This window comes from Shewanella sp. TB7-MNA-CIBAN-0143, from assembly GCF_040310065.1.
Lineage (GTDB): Bacteria > Pseudomonadota > Gammaproteobacteria > Enterobacterales > Shewanellaceae > Shewanella.
In genome coordinates this window covers 13,665-37,479 of record NZ_JBEOPL010000005.1, presented here as the reverse complement: position 1 = coordinate 37,479, position 23,815 = coordinate 13,665, and the positions used below count along the sequence as shown (strand labels likewise).

Here is a 23,815-nt window from a genome sequence, read left to right as displayed (position 1 = left end):
ATGCATATCGCTTTCGTGCACAAAGATTTTTGTTGCGAAGATACGAATAAAAATTCATCTTACGGCAATTATAATGAGTTAATCATGTTCGTCACAGTTTTGCAGCATGCAGACACCTTTTGTGACATAAAAATAGTGAATCGATCAACTGCTTGTAGCCTAGAAACCGATTTTTAGTTACATAGCCGTGTCCATAATAATCAACAGAGGTCTTAACGATGCCTTCAACACATATCCGACTACTGCTTAATGGTAAAAAAGCCGCCAATGTCGACATCAGACAATCGGTTATCGCTTTACGTGAAAAAGGCCATACTGTTGATGTGCGGGTCTCTTGGGAAAGTGCCGATATGTTGCGTTTTATGACGGAAGCAATAGCCGATAATGTCGGCAGAGTGGTTATTGGTGGCGGTGATGGCTCACTTAATGAGGCTGTTAATGCCCTGATGCAACTGCCACAACAGGATCATATGCTCGAAATAGCCGTGCTGCCATTAGGCACGGCAAATGATTTCGCCACTGCGTGTGGCATTAGCAATAATATTCACTCCACTTTGGAACTGGCGATTCATGGTGACAGCTACCCTATTGATATCATCAGAGCCAACAATAATTATTTTATTAATGCGGCTGTCGCCGGTTTTGGCGCGCAAGTGACTGCAGAAACACCAACAGAGTTAAAAGATTTTCTGGGCGGCGGGGCTTATACCTTAATAGGATTGGCAAAAGCATTAGGCTTTAAGCCTTATCAAGGCAGTATTACCACCGATAAAGGCACGTTCGATGGCGATATTCTGGTAGGCGCCATTTGCAATAATAAGCAAGCTGGCGGCGGACAAATGCTGGCGCCCAATGCGTTAATTGATGATGGCTTGATGGATATCACCCTGCTGAAGTCATTTTCAACCTTTGATATCCCGGTGGTGATAGAAGAAATACAAGCCATGAGTCATGAAGCCAGGTTTTGTTATCATTTTCAAACCCGTTGGCTAGAAATTGATTTCCCTATCAAGTTACCGCTTAATTTAGATGGCGAACCCTATCCAACAGAGCAAATGCGTTTTGAAGTACTCCCAAAAGCCATTCAGTTTGTGTTACCGCCAGACTGTCCATGCCTTGAGAAATCCACACAAAAAAGCGGAAAGTAAATTCCGCTTTAATCGCCGATACAACAACTGAGTTAATCGTTTATCTAATCAGTTTAGATATTCCAGGGATTAGGTTTATTACCTTTCGGCGAGGCTGGCGCTTTAGCTGTTTTGGTTTTTCTAAAGTCAGCTGAAGCCGTTTTCGATTTGCCTAAACTCAGCGTAGGTCGGTCTGTCGTTGAGGTTGATTTATGCTGACGATTTTTTGGGATAAAATTCAACACCGAAATAGGAATAGGCTTAGATGGTTCAAAACCGACTATTTCTTTGCGTTCAATTAAATGCCCCAAACGACTTTCAATCATACACAGGTTTTTAAAGTCATCATTGGACACAAAAGAAATAGCGACACCAGCAGCACCCGCACGACCGGTTCGACCAATACGATGAATGTAGTCATCGGCCGGATAAGGCAAGTCATAATTGATTACACGAGATAAATCGTCAATATCAATACCACGGGCCGCAATACCGGTAGCTACTAGGTATTTAATGTTACCCGATTTAAAATCAGCTAAAATTTGTTCACGCACCGGCTGGCTGCGGCCACTGTGAATACACTCAGCAGCAATATCACGCTTTTCAAGCTGACTGACTAATTTAGCGGCACCTTGCTTAGTTTCGATAAAGATTAGCGCTTGATTCCACTCTTCGGTTTTAATTAAATGACTTAATAAAGCTGATTTTTTATCTTTATCAACCGTCGTTAACCACTGCTCGATTTTCGGTGCTGAATCGCGATCAGCAATCACCGAAATTTCCACAGGACGCTTAATGGCCGTTTTCGCTAACGCACGCACTTGGTTTGATAATGTCGCGGAAAACAATAAACTCTGACGTTCAGAAGGTAATTTATCGATGATTTTATTAATATCTTCGATAAAGCCCATGTCGAGCATTCTATCGGCTTCATCAAGCACCAACACTTCAACTTCATCAAAGTGCACAGCACGTTGGGTATATAAGTCAAGTAAACGTCCTGGTGTCGCCACCAAAATATCCACACCATCAATTAAGGCTTGTTTTTGCGGCTTCTCATCAACCCCACCATAAATGGCGATAGAGGTTAACGATAAATGCTTGGCGTACTGCACTACGTTGGCGTGAACTTGCACTGCGAGTTCGCGAGTTGGGGTTAAAATCAACGCTCGAATACGTTTTGCACGCTGGGTTTCAGTGTCGGCTAAGCGTTCTAATATTGGTAATACAAAGCTTGCGGTTTTACCGGTGCCCGTTTGCGCCGCGGCAAGCAGGTTCTTACCCTTTAAAATAACCGGAATAGTCTGTTGTTGAATCGGTGTCGGCTGACTGTATCCCACTTCATGTAGGGCATTGACAATCGTGTCGCGTAATCCAAGTGTCGAAAAAGGCATGAAAGTGGGTCTCAGTAGTAAAACAAGAATAGAGCATTATAGAGGCTACGCATAACAAGCGCTAACACCTCGTTAATATAAAGTCATACTAGACAACGGCGAGACGAAGCATCAGCCAAATTGTCAGTATTGTATTAAAACACAAATGAAAAAAGACGTCCGAAGACGTCTTTTTTCATAATATGGCGGTGAGCGAGAGATTCGAACTCTCGTTAGGGATAAACCTAAACACACTTTCCAGGCGTGCGCCTTCAGCCACTCAGCCAGCTCACCAATTTGTGACTGACTTTTTATCCATACCATTAAAAGACATCAGATAAAAAGGCAGTACTTAATATTTGATTCTATTGAGTGGGATAATGACCTCTCAACAATACAAAACCGCTTAATACTAACCGCGGCAGTGCTAATCGAGGCGTACTTTACGCAAATGATGATAGCGGGTCAAGCTAAAAATCCCCACTATCAAGCGTTTGCACAAATGCACAGCAACTAGCAAGCTAACTAACCTATTAAGGTAGGGAAAAGTCCTTTAACACCCGCGGCGATCACTTCAATGCCTAAAGACAACATCAGTAGACCCATTAGGCGAGTAATAACGTTAATGCCAGTTTTACCTAATAGTTTAAACAGCATTGGCGCCATACGAAATAAACCCCAACTAACAAGACCTAAGATGATAATGGTTAAAAACATACCAATGTAGTTGGTTATTTGGTGATGCTCTGCCGCAAACACAATCACCGCACTAATGGCACCAGGACCAGCCATTAATGGCAAAGCTAAAGGGACAACTGCAACAGACTCCATACCTGAAGACTCACGGTCTTCTTCTTGGTTGCGTTTCACTTCACTGATTTTACCTTGCAGCATCGACATGGCAATAATACAAATCAAGCTACCACCGGCAATACGAAAAGCCGATAATGAAATACTGAACATACTAAGAATGTAATGCCCTGCTATTGCCGTCACCAATAAAATGACCACTACGGCAAAGTTTGCCACCCGGTTGGTATGTCTACGCTCAACTTCAGTTTGATGGCTGGTTAAACTAACAAAAACAGGTAATAACCCTACTGGGTTAATAATGGCTAATAGTCCTAGAAAGAACTTGATATAAAGCATGAAATCCACTTGGTATAACCCTCTTGATATTACCTGTATTGAAGCTCGATTCTGAGGGCGCTAATGTAGCTGAAACATTGCCATTCCCCAAATGAAATTTTTTATATTTGATAGACCGTTTTACAATACAAAAACTAATGCTACGTCTATTATTTGTGTTTTTACATCATAATGACAGTTAACGTAAACACGCACTTTTAGTTATTTTATTTCACTATACAGTTCTAATTAGCATCAATATGATGATTTAACCTACAACATAACTTAAAATATTGTTTGTCTGTGGTTAACCTACATATTATTCAACAAAATAAGAATAGCCTTATGATGAAAAATACTAACGATAGCGGAGTTTTTATTTCTCCTAAAAGTATACATTTAGCCGGTCAGTTTATTTTGACAGTATATAAGTGTATTTTTTAGGTAAACAGTATAGATATCGATTCCAGCATCACCTTGACTAATGAAGAACTCATTGCCTCTAGTAAAACTGCGATTGGCTTGACCCACAATATCTGAAGCTACAATAGCTTAGGCACAAAAAAGAGATGTTGCCAGTGGCAACATCTCTTTTAATTAACTCTGAAAGTAACTCTGCTGTGAAGATTAGGCCATTATTTCAATACTGACCTGCGTAAACCCTCTACAGAGAAACTACACACTATTTAACCTGAACTCGGGATAAGAGACAAATATATGATTATAAAGATCATAGTCTTATACGTTAACAACTCTCAAACTTGTCATTTGTTTTACTAACAAGGCGAATTGACGCGTCAATAGCGGGTCTATTGCAAGTTAATTCAACAACGTTAGCAAGGCAAAGAGCTGTTTGAGAGCTGTTTGAGAGACGTTTGTTATCCCAATTTCAGGTTATTTAGCTGTCCAACGATCCATCCAGCCTAGTACATTCTTGTACCATAGCTGTAGGTTATCTTGATTTAAGATCCAGTGATTCTCATCTGGAAATACCAATAGCTCTGAAGGAATACCTTTACGCTGCATAAAGGTAAATGCAGCAAGACCTTGGCCATAAGGTACACGGTAGTCTTTTTCACCATGGATGACGAGCATCGGCGTTTTCCAGTTTTCAACATAGTTTACTGGGTTAAACTTTTCATATAGCTCTTTGTTTTGATCGTATGGGCCACCGAATTCATATTCAGGGAACCATAATTCTTCTGTAACGTAATACATAGAACGCATATCAAACAAACCAGCATGGTCGACTAAACACTTGAAGCCATCGTTCCATTTACCTTGGAACCAGTTCATCATATAGCCACCGTAAGAACCGCCCAGTGCACATGCATTGTTAGCATCTAACCAAGGTTGCTGCGCGGTAACTGCTGCCATGCCTTTTTTAAGATCTTCAAGCGGTTTTCCGCCCCAATCCTTGCCAATAGAGTCGGTAAACGCTTGACCATATCCAGTAGAACCATGGAAGTCGACCATCACTACGCCATAGCCTGCACCCGCCCATAACTGAGCATTCCAGCGGCTGCTGAAACTGTTACCAAATGAGCCTTGTGGGCCGCCGTGTACCAGGTAAGCTATTGGGTATTTTTTACCTTCTTCATAGTTAACAGGTTTGATCCAATAACCATGAACGGTTTCGTCATTCCAACCTTTAAAGTTGAACTGTTCAAAATCACCAAACTTAATATCTGCTAATTTTTCACTGTTGACGTTGGTTAGCTGTTTAAGTTGTTCACCTTCTAGTGACACACTGAATAAATCGCCAGGTTCAACTAATGATGACTTCTGGAAAATAAGACGATTACTGGTCACAGCCACTAGGCTGTTGCTGCCTTGGTTGTAAATAGGACGCACATCACCAAACTGAGTGTTCACTTCAAAAATGGTCACTTGCCCAAGATCTTGTGCTGTCACATACAAAGTACGACCATCGGCACTAAAATTTAATGAACTCGCGCTGCGATCCCACAATGGTGCGACTTCTTTTTCTTGGCCTGTAACATTGTCACGTAACATAATGCGGGAGCGATCAGCTTCGTAACCCGCCTTGGTCATGGCTAAATAAGCAAGATAACGGCCATCGGCAGAGAACGTTGGCTGGGCATCCCATGCTTGGTTATCTGGGGTTAAGTTAACCGTTTCACCGCCAGCTACAGGCACTTGCCATAAATCGTAGTTAGTAGTCCAAGCTTGATCTCGGCTCGGCGCTTTCGCGCTATAAACAACGTACTTACCGTCTGCAGTAAAGGTGACTTCTTCCATACCAGAAAATGGCTTAGGCGGTGTTTCAGTGTCACGGCCCGCTGTAACGTTTGTCGCGGTGGTAATTTTGTTGCCATTAAGCGAGGCGACAAACAAATGATTACGTGCATGATCTTCCCAAGTGTCCCAATGACGTACCATCAACTGCTTGTATTGACGCCCGGTGCTTTTACGTTCAGCTTCGGCAGTAAACTTGTCTTTTGAACACGCTAAGTCTTTACACTCTGGAAATACTCGCAACGTCATAACAACTTGCTTACCGTCGTTAGACAATTTGTAGCCATTGATATCTAACGGTAAATCGGTAACCGCGATAGCTTCTCCGCCATCAAGGGCCAATTGATACAATTGACTGGTGCCGGAGCGCGTGGCGAGGAAATAAATCGATTTTCCATCGGGCGAGAAGCTGACATCGTGTTCAGTACCGGCTGCCGAGGTAAGTTGCTTTGGCTTAGCATTTTTATCGTTCAAATCGAGAAGATAAAGATCTGAGTTGCCCTCGCCTTTATCATCAACCACTTTTACGCCGTACACCATGGTTTTACCATCATTTGATACGGCCGCTGAATGCAACTTATTTAAGTTAACCAGTTGCTGAACATTAAAAGCTGCGGGCTCTGCCGCAGACACTGATGTTGCCATGCCAGCAGCAACCAGTGCGAATAATACAGAAGACTTTTTCATTGTTATCATGTCTCAGTTGTTTAAATAAAACGTATTACGTTTGGGCCACAAATACAGCCAATATCAAACGTAATCATAAAATGTATATTGCAGACTAACCAAAGCAAAACGCTCAGGCAACAAGCCTTTTGTAAAAAGCTGTAAACCCGAGCGTTTAATCACATTGACACTTATCGCTTATGTGTAAGCACAATGTTATCGATGGCTTACTTATTAGCTTTACTGTTAGCGATATTAATTTTCCAAATCGCTGGGCCAGTTTCGTGCGCATTAACACCATTGGTATCAACCGCCACGGTTACAGGCATGTCTTGCACATCAAATTCGTAAATCGCTTCCATGCCTAAATCTTCAAATGCGACAACACGTGATTTCTTAATCGCTTTCGACACTAGGTATGCCGCGCCGCCAACAGCCATTAAATACACTGCTTTGTGCTTTTTAATTGAAGCAACCGTTTCAGGACCACGCTCAGACTTACCAATCATGCCCATTAGGCCTGTTTGGTCTAACATCATGTCAGTGAACTTATCCATACGGGTTGCCGTTGTTGGGCCTGCAGGGCCAACCACTTCATCACCGACAGGGTCTACTGGGCCAACGTAATAAATAAACTTACCGGTAAAATCGACGCCTGCTGGTAAACCTTCACCAGATTCAAGTAACATTTGAATCCGTTTATGAGCTGCATCGCGGCCAGTCAGCATTTTACCGTTGAGTAATAAGGTATCACCACTCTTCCAAGTTTCGATTTCAGCTTGAGTGACAGTATCTAAATTGACACGGTGAGTGTTTTCTCCCGCTTCACGAGTGATTTCAGGCCAATCAGATAAAGATGGTGGTACTAAATCGACTGGACCAGTGCCATCTAAATGAAAATGCACATGGCGCGTTGCTGCGCAGTTAGGGATCATCACGACCGGTTTAGACGCTGCATGAGTCGGTACAGATTTAATTTTAACATCTAATACTGTAGTGAGTCCGCCCAACCCTTGAGCGCCTATGCCTAAATTATTTGCGCGTTCAAAAATGTCTAAACGAAGCTTTTCTTCTGTGGTCTCTGCACCACGAGCCATCAACTCATGAATATCAACAGGGTCCATTAATGATTCTTTGGCCAGAACGGCCGCTTTCTCAGCAGTACCACCGATACCTATGCCTAACATACCCGGTGGACACCAGCCCGCGCCCATTGTTGGTAATGTTTTTTCTACCCAAGCGGCGATATCGTCTGACGGATTAAGCATGGCCATTTTGGATTTATTTTCCGATCCACCACCTTTGGCTGCAATCATCACTTCTATTTGATTACCAGCAACCATGTCAATATGAACCACTGATGGTGTGTTGTCTTTGGTATTTTTACGCGCACCGGCAGGGTCTGACACTATTGATGCACGTAATGGATTATCTGGATTGGTATAAGCAAGACGTACACCTTCATCGACCATTTCTTGAACTGTCATGTCAGTTTTATCCCACTGAACAGACATACCAATTTTAACAAAGGTGGTGACAATTCCAGTGTCTTGGCATAAAGGCCGTTTGCCTTCGGCTGACATACGGGAGTTAATCAGAATTTGGGCAATGGCGTCTTTCGCGGCAGCGCTTTCTTCACGCTCGTAAGCTTTGGTCATTGCATCAACAAAGTCTTTGGGATGGTAATACGAGATGTATTGCAGAGAATCAGCAATACTTTCAATAAAGTCAGCTTGTTTAATCACGACAGCTTGACTAGATATAGGTGAATGAGTTGTAGAGTGAGATGTGGTATTCGTCGACATATGGGGTGCTCCAGCAGCCATTGCGGCCTAACATGGTTATCGTTTTTATTAGAATCGATTTAATATTAACTATTAAGACCAATATGATACTCTTTCCATCCTTTTTGGGCTACATCACATTTTAGATAAGGGTTATCGATGTCTGCGCGGGCAAAAAACGCACTCTTCATGCAAAAACTGGACTGGAAAATAGACACAAAGCAGCTATTTTCACTGGTAAGCCACCAGCCATGGGCGATATTACTCGACTCAGCCAATGCTCCGCACCAAGATGCCAAATTCGACATCATCGGCTTTAATCCTATTGCAACGTTAACCAGCAGCGATGGCATCAGTCAATTTAGTGCCAAAGACTCGGCCATCAAAGCACTCAATATTAAAATAGATCGCCACGCTAACCCCTTTAACACATTAGCTGAACTGCAAGCGCGGTTATATCCTTCAGCGCAAGACAGCCAACATCCATTTAGTGTCGGAGCCCTGGGCGCATTTGGCTATGACCTGGGCCGAAATATTGAAAAGTTGCCACAAATTGCCATTAAAGATATTCATCTTGATGATATGAATATTGGTTTTTATGATTTTTCACTCGTCTACAGTTACGTTGATAAATCTTGGTATGCTTACCATTATGATGGATCTAACGCGTTAAAAGTTGAGTTGAATTTAATTGAATCTAAAATACAAAAATCAGCCAGTAACGCAATAACATCAAGGCCTTTCAGATTAACTACGGCTTGGATTAATCAGATAGACAGTCAGCAGTATCAACATAAATTTGCTCAAGTGCAGCAGTATTTATTGAGTGGTGATTGTTATCAAATCAATTTAACCCAACGATTTGAAGCTCAATATCAAGGAGATGAATGGCAAGCTTATTGTGCTTTATCCCTTGCAAACCAAGCGCCTTTTTCGGCATTTATGCGAGTTGATAACCACTGCATGTTATCTATCTCACCAGAACGTTTTATTAAACTTAACGATCAATATATCGAAACTAAACCCATTAAAGGTACCATGCCGCGCCATCATGATCCCATTTTGGATCAACAAGCCGCTAGCGCATTAATCACTTCCGAGAAAGATCGTGCCGAAAATGTGATGATTGTAGACCTACTCAGAAACGATATCGGTAAAGTCGCCGCCCCAGGCTCGGTTAAAGTGCCGACGTTATTCGCCATTGAAAGCTTTCCTGCGGTGCATCATTTAGTCAGTACGGTGACTGCCACACTTGCACCACACAAAACAGCATTCGATTTACTTAACGCCGCCTTTCCAGGTGGGTCAATTACCGGTGCGCCAAAAATCCGCGCAATGGAAATCATTGAAGAATTAGAACCGTCCAGACGTAACCTTTATTGCGGCAGCATCGGCTATATAAGCCAAAATGGAAACATGGACACCAGTATTACTATTCGTACTTTGGTCACTGAAAATAATCACATTTACTGCTGGGCAGGTGGTGGTATTGTTGCCGACTCCAATGGCGCTGCGGAGTATCAAGAAAGCTTTGATAAAGTCAGTAAAATATTACCTTTGTTGGCGAATCTAAATCAGCAACAAACAACTGTCGATAATCATTAAATATACTGACGCTTCCCACTGGAGTGGATGATTGCGAGTAAAGAATGGTCGTTAGTAAGATTGTCACCAGCAAAATGGCGGCAATAACAATAATTCAATGGTGCATGCGCAAGCGCTTAGACGAGTTAAAAGTGAATAGTTGCTTATCTAAGTGAATAAGCCATGAAAGTACTCAAGCTAGGTTTACCTTACACAGCGCCAGTATTGGGTATGCTCGATAACTTCAGTTAATGAATTCTAGGCTCAGATTATCTTTTGTTATCAAAGGTCAGCAACCTTAATATTTTCTAGAAATCATCGATTTTAATAGTATTACCTTATGCTTGAATCTGTTTTTTAATCCGTGTTTTTAAACCATTATTTATAATATTCACTCAAACTACCTTCAACCATGAACGATCGCTCAAAAACATATTGAGCATTCGTTCAAAACCTGCTTAAATACACTTCTTACTTATTAAGGAGTTCACATGATTAAATTTTATTTCCATCCAGGCCCTAACCCAATGAAAATTGCCCTGTTCCTCGAAGAAACAGGCCTTGAGTTTGAACTCGTGCCAGTGGATACCTTAAAAGGTGAGCAACATAGCGCTGAATTTAAAGCGATTAACCCAAACAGTAAAACACCCGCCATTGAAGATAACGGCGTGCGTGTATTCGATTCTAATGCCATTCTTTTATACCTTGCTGACAAAACCGGTCAATTAGCTGCAACCCCGGAAAATCGTGGTGAGCTTCTGTCGTGGTTAATGTTCGTCGCCACTGGTTTAGGCCCTTATTCTGGTCAATGTGTCCATTTCACTCACCATGCACCAGAGAAAATAGATTACGCAACAAACCGTTATCAACGTGAAACTCAGCGTCATTACCAAGTACTTGACGCACATCTTGATAACCGTGAGTTTATCGTCGGTGATGAATTGAGCATTGTCGATATTGCTGCATGGGGTTGGGTTGATAAAATCAGCTATGTATTAGGCCAAGATGCCCTTGCCACTTACCCGAATGTTCAACGCTGGTTTAACAGCATCAACAACCGTCCTGCAGTTGAACGCGCCAGAAACATGGGTAAAGACATTCAATTTAAAGCAGAATTTGATGAAGACGCAAAACGTGCGTTTTTCCCACAAAATTATGTTATCTAAGCAAAATAGATTTTAATCGCGGTATTTTAATCGCGTTATAAAAGGCTTGTGGATGATATCCATAAGCCTTTTTTGTATTGCCTATGTGGCCCCACTCTTGCTGTAACGCCACTCTTGCTGTAACGCCACTGTGCACGCTATAGGTTTCTATCTATACAATGTTTTTAAGTTTATATATAAAGCTTTAAAGTTGATTTACACGGTTTTTAGGTTTGATATTTAGCTGCAACTGGTTGTTTATAAGCTAATGATCGCGTTTATGCATGTAGATTAAGCGTATAAATCATGAATACAATTTGTTATTTTTATCCACTTTGACACGAATTTACTTGTTCTTGCGGCGGTATTTTCCTACTGTTATTGAAAATGATTATCAATGAGGTTACTCATGAATACCCATCTTCAACATCAAATCAACCAATGGCTCAATAACGATCCCGACCCACACACCCGCTCACAACTGCAAACGTTAATTGATAACGGCAATGAAACAGAACTAGCGGCACGCTTTGCGGGTCGTTTAGCATTTGGCACTGCAGGGCTAAGAGGCGAAGTGGGTGTTGGCCCTATGGCGATGAACCGTTTGGTTATCCGCCAAACTACTGCCGGTCTGGGGGCTTACTTACTCGAGCAAATCGACAATGCTGCCGAGCGTGGTGTCGTGATAGGTTACGATGGTCGTCATGATTCCTTTACCTTTGCCCATGATGCCGCAAGTGTATTAACCGCTATGGGCATTAACGTGCATTTAACCTATAAGGTTGCCGCCACGCCGTTAGTCGCTTTTGGGGTAAAACATCTTAACGCTGCGGCTGGCATTGTGGTTACTGCAAGTCATAACCCACCACAATACAATGGCTATAAAGTCTATTGGGAAAATGGCGCACAAATTATTCCTCCTCACGACACAGGCATAGCCGCCCAAATTACTCGGGCTGCCACTCTGACTATTCCCTTTTTAGCACTAGACGATGCTATCTCACAAGATAAGCTTACTTGGTTACAAGACGATTTCTATCAAGCCTATCGCCAAGGAATTCGTGAAGCTAAAGAGCTGCAATACCACAGCGGACAAGACAAGGTCAGTTTAGCTTACACCGCAATGCACGGTGTTGGTGCCGATATGGCTGAAACGGTATTAAATGATGCTGGTTTTACACAAGTGTATTCAGTGGCGGCTCAACGTGAACCTGATGGCGACTTTCCTACGGTAAACTTTCCAAATCCTGAAGAAAAAGGCGCAATGGATTTGGTGATTGCAGAAGCCAAAAAGCACAATGCTACACTCGCTTGTGCCAACGACCCTGATGCTGACCGCTTTGCTGTTGCCGCTCGCACTGAAAATGGCGACTACCAAATGTTGACAGGCGATCAAGTTGGAGTGTTATTTGGTCATTACTTACTCAGCCATGCGCCTAAAAATCAGCAACTTACTGGCACTACTATCGTGTCCTCCAGCCTGTTGTCTAAAATTGCCACTGAGTTTGGTAGCCAAAGCTATACCACTCTTACCGGCTTTAAGTGGTTAATGAATGTCGGTATTGCCAAGCACCAAGCTGACAATCAGTTCTTATTCGCTTATGAAGAGGCACTCGGTTACACCATTGGTAACTTAGTGTGGGATAAAGATGGATTATCGGCATTAGTGGCCTTTGCCCAACTGACTGCAGAACTTGCAGATAATGGACAAACCATTTGGGATAAACTCGAGCAGATTTATCGCCAACATGGATTTCACCTTAATAAACAAGTGAGTATTGCCCTTAATGCTGACACGCCAAATATTGGTGCCTATTTACGCGAACATCCACCCGTGAAAATTGGTGAGTATGCGGTGATCTCGACCGACGATTTAAAAAGTCTACAGCGCACTGCCGCTGATGGCAGCAAACAAGCCATTGATTTACCTAGTAGCGATGTGTTGATTTATGCCTTAGAAGGTGGCGCTCGAGTCATTGTTCGCCCGTCGGGTACTGAGCCAAAAATTAAATGTTATTACGAAGTGGTTGAAACCATGACAACCTCAGACACCTGGGCATCGGCACAAACTCGTGCAGAGGATGCCATGGCGACCTTCATTACATCGCACCAAACGAGCTTACCCAGCTAGCGGCTCATAAAGCGATTAAGTCTCATTAACAAAAGAATGTTAAACGCCTGTTATTATTAACAGGCGTTTGTTTATGCTTATGAGCAATTGTAATCACAATGGATGAGTTATAGCCTTTAACTAGATCAGAGTGTCATGAGATATGCCTGATTGAACTAACCAAGCCTATATTAAAGCGACCTATGTACCAGCGAAAATGATCTATAATGTTACAAAATTACTCATAACGTTATCGCAGGATTGCTAATGTATAAAAGTCTCGTATCTTTGGCCGTTATTGCCAGTATTTCAGCCCCAGTAGCAATCGCTGCAGAAGAAGGTGAAAACCTAGAGCGCATTCAGGTTATTGGATCGCGTATTGCCCTTCGTACCGCCACAGACAGTGCAACCCCTGTCGATATTATTACCTCAGAACAACTTGAAGCAACAGGCATAACCGAAACCGCTAAGGCATTGCAGTTTGCTGCGCCCAGCTACAGCTTTCCATTCTCGTCAATTACCGATGGCAGCGACGCGGTTCGCCCTGCAAGCTTACGAGGCATGTCACCTGATCACACTTTAGTGTTGGTAAATGGTAAGCGTCGCCACGGTTCAGCATTGGTTCACTTAGCTGGCACGTTAGGCAAAGGTTCATCAAACGTTGACCTTAACGCCATTCCAATGACTTCAATTAAGCGGATTGAAATTTTACGCGACGGTGCATCAGCACTATACGGCTCTGATGCGATTGCGGGCGTCATCAACGTCGTGCTGAAAGACAGCGACGAAGGTGGCAGCATTGCCGCCCAAGTTGGCCAAACCTATGAAGGCGACGGTGAACAAGTACGCCTAGGCATTAATCAAGGCTTTAGTTTTAGCCAAGACGGCTTTGTGAATGTGTCTTTAGAAGCACATCAGAAAAATTCAACTAATCGTGCCGGTTTCGATTCACGTCAGCAATACCCGACCCTAGCAGATGGTAGCCTTGATCCACGTGAAGCCACATTCGATCGTAAAAATCATCATGTTGGCGACAGTGATTATGACAACTACGGTTTATTTGTAAATGCTGAGCAAGGGTTAGATACCAAGGGCAAGCTTTATGCCTTTGGTGGTATTAGCAAACGCAGCTCAACTTCAGGCGCTTTTTATCGTCGTGCGTTGGATTCTCGTAACGTTATTGAAGTGTATCCAGACGGCTTTTTACCACAAATTAGCCCAGAGATTATCGATTACTCTTTAGTCACCGGTTATGAGTTTGAGTTGGGCCAATGGGAAATTGATTCATCAGTTGGTTTTGGTAGCAACAGCTTTGAATACAATGTTGAAAACAGCATTAACGCTTCGCTTGGCCCTAACAGTCCAACAAGCTTTGATGCTGGTACATTGTCAACCAGTGAGCTGAATCTAAACTTAGATGCTTCAACCTACTACGATTTTGCCAATGACTCTGACTTACTCGTGGCAATGGGCATCACATGGCGCGAAAGTGGCTATCAAATTGAAGCTGGCCAAGAAGAATCGTATATCCAAGGCGATTACCAAGATAAATCGGGTGGTAGCCAGGGATTTGGTGGTTTCACTAAAGAATCTGAAGTAGATGAAGACCGTACAAACCTTGGTTTGTACATCGAACTTGAAAACCAACTCACCGATGACTTTTATTGGGCGGCAGCCGTTCGTTATGAAGACTATTCAGATTTCGGTGGCAATACCAGTTGGAAATTGTCTGGTCGTTATGAGCTAACAGACCGAGTGGCACTTCGTTTAACCACCGACACGGGTTTTCGCGCGCCAAGTGTACAACAGCTTTATTTTACCAACGTATCCACTTTCTTTGACCCTGATCCGATCACTGGTGAATTTATTCCTAGAGAGTCAGGTACCTTTAACCAGTTATCACCGGTTAGAGCTGAGCTAGGTATTCCCGATCTTAAAGCGGAAGTATCACACTCTTATAGTGCAGGTATTGTTTACACTGGCGACAATGGCTTTGCAGTGACATTAGATGCTTATGAAATCAATGTTGATGACAGAATCATTTTGTCAGGTTCTATCGACAAAGAAAGCTCACCCGCCATTGCTGCCATTCTTGAAGGCACCAATGCCGACTCGGCGCGTTTCTTTATGAATGCGGTTGATACTAAAACTCAAGGTGTAGACTTAGTTATCACTCAAGGTTTTGACCTTGGTGAATACGGCGATCTAAAAGCAAACCTTGCTTACTCATACAAAGAAACTGAAATTGAGTCAATTTCTTTGCCTTCGATCCTCAATGGATTAGAAGACGAGCTATTTGATAATATTGAAGTCGTTCGCATGACGGAAGCCAATCCGAAAAATACCGCTAACATCGGTTTTACTCATCAATACGATGACTTCACCACTAACTTACGTTTCAGCTATTTCGGTGAATATACCGTGGGTTATTCATCTAGTGAAGTAGAATATGGTGCGAGATGGACCACTGATTTAAGTACTCGTTACCGTGCAACCGATAACCTTTCAGTGACGTTAGGGGTACAAAACCTATTTGATACTTATCCAGAGAAACGCCCAGAGGATAATAATTTTAACGGCATATTTGTATACCCACTGACCAATACTCCGTTTGGATTTAACGGTGGTTACTATTACTTAGATCTACGTTATACCTACTAAAAGATTAGTTATTAGTGAGTATTTTCAGCCGATAATCACGCTGAAACGCAAAAATGCCAATCATATTTGATTGGCATTTTTCATTACATCAAGCTGAACATAAAACGATTGGTTAAGAACATTAGTTTAAGTTATCTTGCTAACGGACTAATGCTTACTGACTGTATTTACTGACATTTTTACTGACGTGGTTTACTGATCATTATCATTCGCTACATAGAGCTTTGCTAGATATTGCTTCGCGACATCGTCCCAGCTAAATCGCTGTTGGGCGGCATTATGCTTCACCTGTTGCCAAGTATCGCTGCCATATAACGCAAGAACTTGATTAACACGTTCAACCAGGGCTTGTCCTTGTGCAGCTAGCGTTTCACCATTAAACACCCAGCCGCTGACATTATCTGTAATCGTGTCGTTCAGTCCACCCACGCCATGAACCAAACAAGGTTGCCCTGCCCGCATTGCCAGCATTTGACTTATTCCGCATGGCTCAAATGAGCTTGGCATTAAAAATAAACTGCCCGATTGATAAAGTTGCTCAGACAATGCTTCATCATAACCGTGTAAAAATAAAAAGTTATCATAACGCGCAGCTGTAGCTTGCAGAACCTTAGCAATATGCAGATCACCACTACCAAGCAACATAAACACCCCGTTGGGTTGTTGTCGCTTTAATGATTCAAGTACCGCTTCTAGTACTGTTTTTGCTGAGGAAAGGCTTTTATCTATTTGCGTTGCACTATACGGTTGCAACAAAATCAACACTTTTTGCTCAGTTAACCGACCTACTGATGTCAGTAAAAACCGTTGTTTGTCATCATCAAACGTTTGGCTATTTACCTCTAACGATCGCAGATGCTCCGCCAATACAGCATGCTTATACTGACTCATTCGCGTGAGCGCAATGGTGTCTAATACACTGACATTATTGGCCTTTGCTTGCCATTTGATAATCGCGTTTTCCGCTTGGTGCAATAACCCTGCATATCCTGTTTGATGATCAACATCATTTAGGGGCTTATCATCATAAACACAACCATTAATGATCCCAACGACATTACCTTGCAGCGCTTTAGTGGCTAAATCTAGCTCTAATCCTTCACCGCCAAAAAAGCCTTTATGATAATCCGACGGCATTAACACTTCGCGGGCATAACTGGGCGACACCAAGTGCACTTTATCACTCAGTACTATGCCCATTCGCATTGGATTAATGCAATTGTTGTAACGTGGATCAAATAAGCTTACATCTGCAACTGCATTCAATTTTTCCATGTACTGTGGAAACCAATGGGCAAACGATGAATCATCACCGCTGAAGGGGCGGATCCCCTGTAAAGCCAAATTATGGATAGTGAACACACAAGGCATCGCCTGCAATGCCGAGAACTCCGCCACGCAGCCGCGAAGCATCGCCACCATTGCGGTGTGCCAATCATGCAGATGCAACACATCGAAACGAGGTAATAGCCTGTTGACAAGGCATGTGGCAACACTCAATGAAAACAAAGCAAACTTGGTCGCATCTTCGGCAAACGGTCTGTCGGCTGAACCATTACAGTAAACCTGACCTTGATGGTTAAACAGCGGATGATCGAATAGATAAATTTGGGCGCCAGTATTATCTTGCTCACCGATATCGACCATTTCGTCTTTGTTTTGCGGCCTAGGCATCCGATACACAGATACCACATGACGCTCACCCGCAAAATCAACTTCAATATCAGCCATATGTGCGGCACAATATTGTTGAGCTAAAAAACCATAATTAGGCATAGCGACATCGGCTATCACGCTGCATTGGCCTAATGCGGGTGGCAAGTCGCGGATAACATCCGCCATGCCACCTACTTTAGCGCCGTGCAGTGCATCGTTTTCTGCTGCCACCAGCAGTACTCGCTTTACACTCACAAGAGTCATTTACGGTCCTTATTCGTAACCAACAGGTAAACCCAACATTTTACGAGTTACTAAGGTAATACCTTTTTCGGATACCCTAAAACCTCTTGCCCTGTCGTGATCTTGATTATAACCAATCACCATGCCTTCTGGGATGATACAACCCCGATCTAAAATGGCATTTTGGATTTTACAGTTCTTTAATACCACCACATCGGGTAGTAATACCGAGTCTTTTACCGACGAATAAGAACATACCCGCACTTCATCAAACAACACGCTGCGTTTAACTTTTGCGCCGGAGATAATACAACCACCGGACACAATAGAATCAACCGCCATACCGCGTCTATCTTCATCATCAAACACAAATTTAGCCGGAGGTAATTGTTCTTGATAGGTCCAAATAGGCCATTTGGCATCATACAAATTCAATGCCGGCGTAGGTGATAATAGCTCCATATTGGCTTGGAAAAATGAATCTAAGGTACCCACATCGCGCCAATAAGCAGGTTCGTCTGGAACTGCACTAGTAAAAGGAAACGCGAACACATTATGCTTTTCTATGATTGCCGGAATGATGTCTTTACCAAAGTCACGGTCTGAGTTTTCGTTGTTCGAATCCTTTTTCAATTGATCGAACAAAAACTTGGTATTAAACACATAATTGCCCATCGAGGCTAAACACATTTCCGGATCGTTTGGTGTCGGTTTAGGCTCAGCTGGTTTTTCTTCAAAGCCAATCACCCGATTAGTGCTATCGACTTCCATTACCCCAAATGCCCCCGCAGCTTCGGCTATCGGCGTTTCTAAACAACACACGGTCATGTCGGCACCAGATTCTGCATGGGCGGCTAACAAGCCGGCATAATCCATGCGGTATACATGATCGCCAGATAGAATCATCACGTATTTAGGTATTTCATGGCGAATAATATCGATATTTTGAAACACGGCGTCTGCGGTACCTTGATACCAATTACCTGATGTTTGTTGCGACGCCGGTAATATCTCAACCGATTCACCCAATTCCTTCTTAAAGTGGCCCCAACCACGAGTAACATGCCGAATAAGTGAGTGTGATTTATATTGTGTCACCACTCCCACGCGACGAATTCCAGAGTTAATACAATTCGATAATGGGAAATCAATAATCCTGAATTTACCACCAAAATATAACGCCGGTTTAGCGCGCCAGTCGGTTAATTCGTACAACCGAGAACCACGACCACCCGCCAAAATAAGCGCATAGGTATCACGAGTTAAATTACTAATATAACGAACATTACTCATAAGCAGACTCCATTTGACTATCAAAGATAGCCATCAATAAATTAGCATTGATCTACGACTTACTTGTTAACTAAGCGGCATAACACCGCCATCCCTGTATTACTTTTTCATCCAGATTTCGTCGCGGTAACCCGCTATAGTGTTGTCGCTTGAAAAACGCCCGCTTGCGGCGGTGTTTCTAATACTCATTTTTTGCCAACTATCTTGATCAAGATAGGTTTTTGCCACCTGTTCTTGTGCCAAGCAATAACTGTCAAAATCGGCAGCGGTCATCCATTGGTCGTTAGGGTCGACAATCGAGGCAATAATGTTGTCGAAAATACCCGGTTCGACCAAATTGAAATGAGCGCTTTTGAGCATGTCCATCACCCCATGAAGGGCTTTAGAATGTTCAACGATGTGCTGAGGTTGATAATTCATTCGGGCTTGGCTTACTTGGTTAGCATCTAAGCCAAATAAGAAAAAGTTCTCATCACCCACTTCTTCAAGCATTTCAATATTGGCACCATCTAATGTGCCGATAGTCAAAGCGCCATTCATCATGAATTTCATGTTACCTGTACCTGAAGCTTCTTTACCTGCTGTTGATATTTGCTCAGATAAGTCGGTACCCGGACAGATTTTTTCCATCGCACTAACGTTATAGTTAGGCAGGAAAGCCATACGTAAATACGGCGTCACCAGTGGATCAGAATTGACCATATGAGCGACATTGCTTGCTAACTTAATGATTTGTTTTGCCATGGCATACCCTGGCGCAGCTTTGCCACCAATTAATACGCAACGGGGAACCATATCTTGAGTATCGCCATTTAAAATTCGACGATATAAATGAATAACGTGCAGAATATTCAATAATTGGCGCTTGTATTCATGGATACGTTTTACTTGCACATCGAACATCATCAGAGGGTCAAATTCAATCCCACATTGCTGATGCACAAAAGTGGTTAACACTTGTTTATTCTCGAGTTTTATTTGCGCCCATTCCTTAACAAATACTTTGTCACTGGTGAAAGCATTTAACGCGGTAAGACGTGATAAATCGTTAATCCACTCATCGCCTAAGCGTCGGCAAATCAACTCAGATAACTTAGGATTACAATACGCGAGCCAACGCCTAGGGGTGACACCGTTGGTTTTGTTATTAAATTTGTGGGGCCACAGTTGATAGAAGTCATTGAATAACCCTTCTTTAAGCAACTGAGTATGTAACCCCGCCACACCATTAACCGAAAAACTGGCAACAATCGCTAAATATGCCATCCGTATTTGCTGCTCGGGGCCTTCTTCAATAATCGACATGTTGGCCAATTTTTGAATATCTGCGGGCCAATGATGAGCCACTTGTTCAAGATAACGTGCATTGATTTCGAAAATAATTTCGACAATTCGCGGCAACATATTTTTCATCATCGGCACAGACCAACGCTCTAGTGCTTCTGGCAATAAAGTATGATTGGTATACGCCATAGATTCACTAGTGATCGCCCAAGCGGTATCCCAACTCAAGCCATATTGATCAAGTAACAACCGCATTAACTCAGGTACTGCAATGCTCGGGTGAGTATCATTAAGTTGCAACACGTTATGAGTACTAAACTGGCTAAAGTCTTCACCAAATTGACCGACGTAACGGGCCAGCAAGTCTTGTAAGCTGGCAGACGACAAAAAGTACTGTTGTCTTAACCGCAATTCTTTGCCGTTAACACTCGAATCATTGGGGTACAACACCATGGTGATTTGTTCGGCTAGGTTTTTCGTCGCGACGGCTTCAGCATAATCACCTTCGTTAAACTCTGCTAAATCAAACTCGTCATTGGCTTCTGCCTTCCACAAGCGCAGCGTATTAATTCGGCCATTTTTAAATCCTGGGATCGGCACGTCATAAGGCACGGCCAGTACATTTTGAGTTTCCGCCCACACATGGTGTCGATGCCCTTGTTTATCGACATAGGTTTCGGTATGGCCAAAAAAGGGAACTGTCACAATACGATTGGCAATACGGACTTCCCATGGATTACCGTGTCGTAACCAACGGTCCGGACGCTCAACTTGGTAACCATCGACAATTTTTTGCACAAACATGCCATATTGATAACGAATACCGTAACCAGTAACCGACAAATCTAAACTGGCACAACTGTCGAGGAAACACGCCGCAAGTCGTCCAAGCCCGCCATTGCCTAAGCCCGCATCTTGCTCAACTTGCTCAAGCTCTTCTAAACTAGTCGCGTATTCAGTCATGACTTGTTGCGCATCGGCGGTAATGTCTAAACTCAGTAATGCATTACCTAATGCTCGGCCCATCAAAAACTCTAACGACAAGTAAGCCACTTGTTTTTGTTGGTATTGATTATCTTTTATCCGTGTTTGACGCCAGTTATCCAGCATTTGCTCTTTAACACTTTGCGCCACGGCATTAAACAATTCATGTTGCTCATGTTCATCGCGACATAAACCATAACGAATATGTCTGGCTAACGAGGCTGCTAAACTGTCGCAAGGTTCACAAGGCTCTGCATGAGAACTGAGCTGATTGTCTGCTGCGGTTTGTGTTGCGACTTTGGTTTTACTACTGGTCTTACTGTTAGCTTTAGCTCGACTGGCACGGGCAGTCGGTTTAGTCGCACTGGCGTTAGTTTTCGCTGTGGTCATCAATTGCTCCTTGTAAACTCGGTATGAAATAACATTAAACTACGGCTGATTAAATTGACTTGCTGACTGGCATCCACCACTGGCTCACTTTCTTGGGTATGCAATAAACAATGCCAATAACGAAAGTGAGGCAATTGCGGTAATGTAAAGGTATGTGGGGACTCATCGACATTGATCATCAACAATAAGGCTTCAGTACTTTCAGCAACGGCGCCAACATCGGCATCACCTAAATTACCGGTTAAAATAACGCTTAAGGTGCGGGTATGATGTTCACACCAATGTGATTTCGTCATCGCTTCACCTTGGCGGTTAAACCACGCTAAACCGTTATCGAATAATGCTTCTGGTTTATGAATAAATGCTTGATGACACAACATCGGAAAGCGTTTACGTAAGGTGATCAACTGAGCGGTAAAATTCACCAACGACCAATCTATTTGCTGCCAGTCGAACCAACCAATCGGATTGTCTTGGCAGTAGGCATTGTTATTACCTTGTTGAGTTTGGCTAGATTCATCGCCAGCCAATAGCATCGGCACCCCCTGAGATAGCAACAAGCACGTTAATAAATTGCGCTTTTGTCGGTTGCGAATGGCATTGATGGCGACATCGTCGCACTCGCCTTCTATGCCATAATTACTGCTACAGTTTTCTTGATGTCCATCGCGGTTGTCTTCACCGTTGGCCAAGTTATGACGATCGTCATAACTGACTACATCATGCAAACTGAAACCATCATGACTGGTGATAAAATTGATACTGGCTGCTGGCCCGCGACCGTTATGTTCAAAAAAGTCACTCGAACCATGAAATCGTTTAGCAAATTCAGGTAACAAACCACTGTCACCGCGCCAGAATTTGCGCATAGCATCACGGTAACGGTCATTCCATTCACTGAATGCCACAGGGTAATTGCCTAACTGATAACCACCAGGTCCAATGTCCCATGGCTCAGCAATCAATTTCACTTTACACAGCACAGGATCTTGAGTGATGGCGTCAAAAAATCCACTTCCTGGGTCAAAGCCATAGGCTTCTCGTCCAAGGCAACTGGCTAAATCAAATCTAAATCCATCCACGCCCATCACTTCAACCCAATAGCGCAGCGAATCCATTACCAGCATCAGTACTTGGGGATGATTAAGATTAAAGGTGTTACCACAACCGGTATCGTTAATGTTAAAACGCTTATCATTGGGTAATAAACGGTAGTAACTGGCATTGTCGATCCCGCGGAAACCATACGTTGGCCCTAAATGGTTACCTTCTGCAGTATGGTTAAATACCACATCCAAAATGACTTCAATGCCTGCTCGATGAAGTGTAGAAACCATCTGCCTAAATTCAGCAATGTCATCCGATGCAGACAAATAAGCGCTGTGCGGCGCCATAAAAGCAATACTGTTATATCCCCAATAGTTATTGAGGCCCTTTTCAATTAAAAATGGCTCATCAAAAAAACCATGCACGGGTAATAGCTCTATACAGGTTATGCCTAAGTTTTGTAAATAATCGATGATAGGTTGGCTCGCTAAACCTGCAAAGGTGCCTTGTTGCTCGCTGCTGACCTTGGGATGCTGTTGGGTAAACCCTTTTATATGGGTTTCAAATATAATGCTGCGCGCAAGGCTAATATTGAGCGGCTCAATTGGAATATCATTGACAAAGCCGCAATCAATAACCTGTGCTTTAGGCACATATGGCGCACTATCTTGGGTATCAAATGACAAATCTTCGTCCCTGGCTTCAATGTCATAACCATAAAGCGCAGGATGATATATCACCTCGCCCACCAGCTTTTTTGCATAGGGATCGAGTAACAATTTATGATGATTAAAGCGATGACCTAATTGAGGTTGATATGGGCCAAAGACACGATAACCATACAATAGCCCTGCTTGTGCATCAGCAAGATGACAGTGCCAAATTTGTCGAGTTTGATCGCTCATGATGTATTGCGCGACCTCAACTTCTCCAGTGGCATCAAAGATACACAATACGACTTGAGTAGCATGCGCCGAAAACAACGAAAAATTCACCCCGTTATCATCGAGTGTCGCCCCTAGTGGATAAGGATAACCGCTGGTCATATCCATAACATGCCCCTGTAAAGTTGAAACCATAG

General features: G+C 43.0%; 13 protein-coding genes and 1 tRNA gene. 5 read left to right on the top strand and 9 right to left on the bottom strand.

Features of this window, described 5'->3' with window-relative positions:
• Positions 1-218: 218 nt before the first annotated feature.
• On the top strand, positions 219-1,148 hold the full coding sequence (yegS, locus tag AAEY97_RS05570) for a lipid kinase YegS (protein ID WP_162023234.1): 930 nt from the start codon (positions 219-221) through the stop codon (positions 1,146-1,148).
• Positions 1,149-1,201: 53 nt separating this feature from the next.
• Here the strand turns inward: yegS and AAEY97_RS05565 are convergent, their stop codons facing one another.
• The 5 genes from AAEY97_RS05565 to AAEY97_RS05545 form a co-directional block, all read right to left on the bottom strand.
• Positions 1,202-2,521, bottom strand: coding sequence for a DEAD/DEAH box helicase (locus AAEY97_RS05565; RefSeq protein ID WP_162023235.1), 1,320 nt, complete (start codon positions 2,519-2,521; stop codon positions 1,202-1,204).
• A 183-nt stretch (positions 2,522-2,704) separates the two neighbouring features.
• A tRNA-Ser gene (locus AAEY97_RS05560) sits at positions 2,705-2,794 on the bottom strand.
• A 231-nt stretch (positions 2,795-3,025) separates the two neighbouring features.
• A complete protein-coding gene (locus AAEY97_RS05555; protein ID WP_194956085.1) occupies positions 3,026-3,649 on the bottom strand; it encodes a YchE family NAAT transporter in 624 nt (207 codons plus the stop codon).
• An 873-nt stretch (positions 3,650-4,522) separates the two neighbouring features.
• On the bottom strand, positions 4,523-6,583 hold the full coding sequence (locus tag AAEY97_RS05550; protein ID WP_502959392.1) for a dipeptidyl-peptidase 5: 2,061 nt from the start codon (positions 6,581-6,583) through the stop codon (positions 4,523-4,525).
• A 197-nt stretch (positions 6,584-6,780) separates the two neighbouring features.
• A complete protein-coding gene (locus AAEY97_RS05545) occupies positions 6,781-8,358 on the bottom strand; it encodes a fumarate hydratase (protein WP_350997145.1) in 1,578 nt (525 codons plus the stop codon).
• 138 nt (positions 8,359-8,496) lie between these two features.
• Here AAEY97_RS05545 and pabB point away from each other — a divergent pair, with 138 nt between their 5' ends.
• The 4 genes from pabB (at position 8,497) to AAEY97_RS05525 (ending at position 15,837) form a co-directional block, all read left to right on the top strand.
• Positions 8,497-9,942 (top strand): aminodeoxychorismate synthase component I, encoded by a 1,446-nt coding sequence (gene pabB / locus AAEY97_RS05540; RefSeq protein WP_350997142.1) that lies wholly within the window; start codon positions 8,497-8,499, stop codon positions 9,940-9,942.
• A 470-nt stretch (positions 9,943-10,412) separates the two neighbouring features.
• On the top strand, positions 10,413-11,087 hold the full coding sequence (locus AAEY97_RS05535) for a glutathione S-transferase family protein (protein WP_182745301.1): 675 nt from the start codon (positions 10,413-10,415) through the stop codon (positions 11,085-11,087).
• A gap of 388 nt (positions 11,088-11,475) precedes the next feature.
• Positions 11,476-13,197 (top strand): phospho-sugar mutase, encoded by a 1,722-nt coding sequence (locus tag AAEY97_RS05530; RefSeq protein WP_350997138.1) that lies wholly within the window; start codon positions 11,476-11,478, stop codon positions 13,195-13,197.
• Positions 13,198-13,443: 246 nt separating this feature from the next.
• Positions 13,444-15,837 carry a TonB-dependent receptor plug domain-containing protein gene (locus AAEY97_RS05525; protein WP_350997136.1) on the top strand — a complete coding sequence of 798 codons (2,394 nt, stop codon included), beginning with the start codon at positions 13,444-13,446 and terminating at the stop codon, positions 15,835-15,837.
• Positions 15,838-16,029: 192 nt separating this feature from the next.
• Here AAEY97_RS05525 and AAEY97_RS05520 read toward each other — a convergent pair whose 3' ends face one another.
• The 4 genes from AAEY97_RS05520 to glgX all read right to left on the bottom strand — a co-directional run bounded on the left by AAEY97_RS05520 (position 16,030) and on the right by glgX (position 23,780).
• Positions 16,030-17,757: a glycogen synthase gene (locus tag AAEY97_RS05520; RefSeq protein WP_350997133.1), complete on the bottom strand. Its 1,728-nt coding sequence runs from the start codon at positions 17,755-17,757 to the stop codon at positions 16,030-16,032.
• Positions 17,758-17,766: 9 nt separating this feature from the next.
• Positions 17,767-19,029 (bottom strand): glucose-1-phosphate adenylyltransferase, encoded by a 1,263-nt coding sequence (glgC, locus tag AAEY97_RS05515; RefSeq protein ID WP_101087050.1) that lies wholly within the window; start codon positions 19,027-19,029, stop codon positions 17,767-17,769.
• A gap of 99 nt (positions 19,030-19,128) precedes the next feature.
• Positions 19,129-21,687 carry a glycogen/starch/alpha-glucan phosphorylase gene (locus AAEY97_RS05510; protein WP_350997130.1) on the bottom strand — a complete coding sequence of 853 codons (2,559 nt, stop codon included), beginning with the start codon at positions 21,685-21,687 and terminating at the stop codon, positions 19,129-19,131.
• Positions 21,687-23,780: a glycogen debranching protein GlgX gene (gene glgX / locus AAEY97_RS05505; protein WP_502959434.1), complete on the bottom strand. Its 2,094-nt coding sequence runs from the start codon at positions 23,778-23,780 to the stop codon at positions 21,687-21,689. Before glgX ends, AAEY97_RS05510 begins: the two co-directional genes overlap by 1 nt.
• Between the last annotated feature and the right edge of the window lie 35 nt (positions 23,781-23,815).